Source organism: Bradyrhizobium sp. Leo114, assembly GCF_055229415.2.
In genome coordinates this window covers 1-4,494 of record NZ_JBUYEN020000125.1, presented here as the reverse complement: position 1 = coordinate 4,494, position 4,494 = coordinate 1, and the positions used below count along the sequence as shown (strand labels likewise).

The window sequence follows — 4,494 nt, the reverse complement described above, 5'->3', positions numbered from 1 at the left end:
CCAATGAATAAGCGGATGTCAACGTCAGCTAAAACGCGTGTTCTTTCTGCCGGCCGCCCGCTTGTCGTTTTGTCGCGTGTTTGGAAGCATGTTATGGGCTTACACGGCGGGCGGCGGCGGCGGCGGCGGCGGCGGCGGCAGGATATATGGTTGTGTCTTCTATGTTTGTATGTGTGTGTATTTGTGCATGTGTCCTCATCAAGGGACAAAAATACAGACGACTACAACGAAATAGAACGGAGGCGTTCAGAAGCCTTGTATTGGCAGGGCCGACTTATTTATAACGAAACCATTACACATAAAAACTCATACGGCGGGAATACAGCATCTCTTTGCTACAACAAACAAAACACATAAAGACGGACAACCATCATTCAACAAACACGAGGCCAACGTACGGCACTTCGATCACTGAGGTGGACATGCAAGCCCGTATACTATCACCTCGAACGGGGGGCCCTCGTAAATAACATCCACGGCGACGAACCAGACAAGCCCGTCAGCAATGTGACCGGGCGGAGGGTAAGCCGGAGAAATGTTCGATCCTTTGTGGGGGTGGTCGTCAAACCTGCCTGTCTGAACCACTGTGCTGGCACCTTGCTCGGTCGTATAGTAGTACCTGAGTGCAGTAGTGCGCGCATGATGAATTGAGTAGCTGGTCCTGGCGGTTTCGATAAGCTCCACTAGCCGTCTACGAGAGAGAGCCATCCCATTCGCTGGATTGCCACAACGCCACGACATCGAGAGAGAGCCGTTTAGTTCTGCTTCGTGATCGAAGGAGAAACAAACAACGATTGAATATGAGGAGTGCTTGTGAGTGATGGAGCCTAGAAATGAAGAGGTCCATATAAGCAAACAATTGACCCTTGCGAGTGACCGCTACAAATTCTGGAAGAGCCAGATTAGCGCCGCCCGGGGACAACAATGACAAGAAAGTGACACGGACCTGTTTATACCGGCAGACCAGTTTCGGCTCGTCCAAAAACCGAGGCGACATTTACTATTAGTGAGATTGACCGATGGATAAGAACTTCTATTGATAGCTAGTGTTGAGAGCGAGTTTTTGAAAAATACTAGGGGGCTCTGCGAGACGCACCGCGGCGGAGAAGCGCGCCTACATCCGTAATTGCCGGCCCGCAGGGCTTTCCATCGCCGAAGGATGCCGGCTGATGGGAACCTCGCGCTCGACCTACTATGACGTGCCGGTCTCGGCGCCCGACGACACCGCGATCGTCGAAGCAATCGCAGCCATTTGTGACGAGTTCGAACATTACGGCTGGCGGCGCGTTCAGGCCGCCCTGCGGCAGCAGGGAATGATCGTAAACCACAAGAAAATCAAGCGCCTCATGCGCGAGCACGATCTTCAGCCGCGAGCGCGTCGGCGCTACATCGCGACGACGGACAGCGATCACGACCAGCCGATCTTTCCCAATTTGGCGAAAGACATGACCGTCGACGGACCCAATCAGCTCTGGGTCGCGGATATTACCTACGTCGCCATTACGAGCGGCTTCGTGTATGTCGCCGTAATTCTCGACGCCTGGTCGCGGCGTGTCGTTGGCTATGCCATCGGCCGGTCGATCGATGTCCGGTTGACACTCGCCGCACTGAAGGCGGCGATCGAACGCCGCAACCCGCCGCCCGGATGCGTGCATCACTCCGACCGTGGCTCGCAATACGCCGCCCAGCTCTATCGCGACGCCTTGGTCGCGCATGGCGTCGTCGGCTCGATGGGCCGCCGCGGAAATCCTTATGACAATGCGAAAGCGGAAAGCTTCATGAAGACTCTCAAGATCGAGGCGGTCTATCCGATGGCCTTCGAAACCTTCGCCGATGTCATCGAGAACCTTCCACGTTTTATCGATGCAGTCTACAACAGCCGCAGGCTCCATTCCGCCCTTGGCTATTTGAGCCCGCAACAGTTCGAGGATCACCACACCCGGCGCACGGTCAAATCAGCAGCCTGATCCTTGTCCACCCCGAGGGGCCCACTCCATTCAGTGGTCTGACTTTGACAGGCATGTCGAGTAAAACGCATGGATCGAGTTAAGAGCGTTAATGGCAGGCCGGCGGCGGCGGCGGCGGCAGGATATATCGCGTTGTCGCCTTTGCTTATTCGTGCATTTGTGCGCTCGTTTGTTCGTTGGTTTGCCAAACACCATCCGGTACAGTCCCCCTTTGTGTCATGCAGAACGGCTCCCGCCCTCGGGTTCATAACCGGTTAGCTCCGCCGCTGACGGGACGGAGGGGGCTGAAGACGATGGCGGAATCGGAAGGATAAGCCGCGCTCTGGCCCGACGAGGCTGCAAGGAATCCGCTCATGACCCTCTCTCCGATCCGCAAGGTCTGTCAGTGGAGTTGCCCCCGTCAGACCGGACACTCGGCTGGTTTGAGTGATGCTATGAGGCCGACCCTGCTGGCGCGCAAGTTCCGGAGCATCGAACTGCGCGCTGGATTACCCACCAGCCATGCCAAGCGTGGATCGGCCTATGATTACAACATCCCCGCGAAGAGGGCCGAAGAACGAGCACGCGTGGAATGCGCCGAGGAGTATACGAGGTTCACGTCCCGGTGGCGGGCAAAGCCGCGATCCCGACAAAGCAAGGCTTCTGCGACATAGGGCTTGTCTACAACATCCGTGTCAGTCGGCTTGCCGGGCCCCGAGAAGTCCAGCACGACGCCGCGCTGGTAGGCCCACAGGTCAAGATCGCGCGACACGAACTCGCTGCCTTGATCGACGCGGATCGTTGCCGGGAAGCCCACTTCCTTGCAGGCCCTTTCCAGCACCGCCACGACGTCGGCGCCGCGGAAGGTGAACCGTGGCGCCAGCGCCGGTAAGAACCGCGAGGAGATATCGACGATCGTAAGCACGCGAAGCTTGTGTCCTGTTGCCGGTCATGGACGAAGTCCATCGCCCAGGTCTCGTTGGATCGCGTCGCCGGCTTGCGATCATCGCGCAGCTTGGCCTTGACGCGGCGCTTGGGCGTTTTGTTGCGCAATTGCAGGCCCAATCCGCGGTGTACGCCTACGACGAAGCTTACGATTACCCACATTTTTGAGTCAGAGTTTCGCTCCCGTTGCGATATCGATGAATCGCGATAGTCCGCGCCACATGATCAGATTCCCTGGTGGCGGATCGTTGGCGCGGGCGAGATAGCCGCCGAGCCTGGCGATCTTGATGAGATAATGCGACAATGTCTTTCGTTGTGTGCTGACTGGATTCTTGTCTTTGACGAGCCGATCAAGCAATTGGATTTCAGCTTTGGTCAGCGCAAATTCCGGTGAGGCATTTGGCGCTGAACGATTGAGCATCGTCATCCAAAAAATGCGCCAGCTCACAATGCAGAACACCGAGATCAGATTCGTCAATCGCTGAGCAGTCCGCAGTTGCGAGTCCTCCGCCCTACAGCCGGATTTGAGTATCTTGTGGAAGACCTCGATCTTCCATCGCAGGGAATACCATTCGAGTTTCTCGATCGCATCCCCGCGCGATTGCACCGGAAGGTCGGTCAGGAGTTTCCATTCAATCTTCGTTCTGTTCTTTGGCGCTCCTCTTTCATCAGCGTGGATCACTGTCAAAGTCAAAGCTGGATACCGCGACTGCTTGCCTATCGGTGGCAGAATGAATACGGATTTTACGATACCGGATTTCAAGAATAGCCTGGTCTGGATTGCCCTTGCTATCCTGGACTTGGATCCGGTGGAGACCTTTGACCACGACCTCGTCCATTATCGTTGCAACGGTATGATCGCCATCGCCGGCCGGGCGATTGACACAGGTCCTTACCAAGAAATGCGTTCCAGCCTCTTGGGCGGCGCAAAACAATTCATAAATATCGGCCTCACGATCACCGATATGGATGCACTGCGATGGCTTCTCGAAAAGCTCCGTGGATTGCTTGAGGTTCTCCAGCCACCGAATGCTCTCCTTGGTTTCAATGGGGATCCGTGTCAGGTTGACCTCGCGCCTGAGCGCAGCGACCCCTCTGAATTTCTTTCTGGTCCAGAACTTCACAGCGCTGAGCCGCAGTGGAAGCCCATCGAGGGTCACCGCAAGGCTCGAATGCATCAATATTCCGCATGTCGTGTACGTTTGGGGTTTTCCGTCCAATCTTCGAGAGTTGCTTTTGGGGACAGATCTCTTTGATCTTCTGTTCGAGGGCAGCCTAGCCGGAGCGACGGGACTTGTAATGGTAGGTCGACCTGTCAAACTCCAACGCCGCGCAGGCTCTGCGGATCGAGACCTGCCATTCGTTGCGGACTGAAGTGGACCCTATGCTGAGGACCACTGGGTCCGGTTTCTCAAGTGGAACTGCTGCCGTTCGTTCTTGCCAATAACTTTACGCTACTCTTGCTTGCTGCTGTTCTGGCTGTGGGGATGTGGGCAACGCGCAGCGTTGTCCAAGCTTCTCGCTTGCGAGAAGCGTCATATCCACAGCCTCTTCGCCGAATGCGCCGGTGACACCGGCCCGCCAGACCGCCATCGGCGCGCGG

The 4,494-nt window shown here is 56.4% G+C and carries 4 protein-coding genes and 1 pseudogene; 2 read left to right on the top strand and 3 right to left on the bottom strand.

Features of this window, described 5'->3' with window-relative positions; genetic code table 11:
• Both ACZIRK_RS44640 and ACZIRK_RS44635 read left to right on the top strand, forming a co-directional pair.
• Positions 1 to 357: hypothetical protein (locus ACZIRK_RS44640; protein WP_474419782.1), on the top strand; the 357-nt coding region annotated here is incomplete at its 5' end.
• A 713-nt stretch (positions 358 to 1,070) separates the two neighbouring features.
• A complete protein-coding gene (locus ACZIRK_RS44635) occupies positions 1,071 to 1,967 on the top strand; it encodes an IS3 family transposase (RefSeq protein WP_130231508.1) in 897 nt (298 codons plus the stop codon).
• A 658-nt stretch (positions 1,968 to 2,625) separates the two neighbouring features.
• Here the strand turns inward: ACZIRK_RS44635 and ACZIRK_RS44630 are convergent.
• The 3 genes and pseudogenes from ACZIRK_RS44630 to ACZIRK_RS44620 form a co-directional block, all read right to left on the bottom strand.
• A pseudogene (locus tag ACZIRK_RS44630) lies at positions 2,626 to 3,023 on the bottom strand (DDE-type integrase/transposase/recombinase); the annotation flags it as partial.
• A 37-nt stretch (positions 3,024 to 3,060) separates the two neighbouring features.
• Complete coding sequence (locus ACZIRK_RS44625; RefSeq protein ID WP_245475180.1) at positions 3,061 to 3,579, bottom strand: IS4 family transposase; 519 nt, start codon at positions 3,577 to 3,579, stop codon at positions 3,061 to 3,063.
• On the bottom strand, positions 3,560 to 4,069 hold the full coding sequence (locus ACZIRK_RS44620) for a hypothetical protein (protein ID WP_245475178.1): 510 nt from the start codon (positions 4,067 to 4,069) through the stop codon (positions 3,560 to 3,562). Before ACZIRK_RS44620 ends, ACZIRK_RS44625 begins: the two co-directional genes overlap by 20 nt.
• Positions 4,070 to 4,494 lie beyond the last annotated feature (425 nt).

Bases quoted from the DNA above. Each gene is read 5' to 3' on its own strand.
- ACZIRK_RS44620 (WP_245475178.1), bottom strand. From the start codon at position 4,069: ATGCATTCGAGCCTTGCGGTGACCCTCGATGGGCTTCCACTGCGGCTC.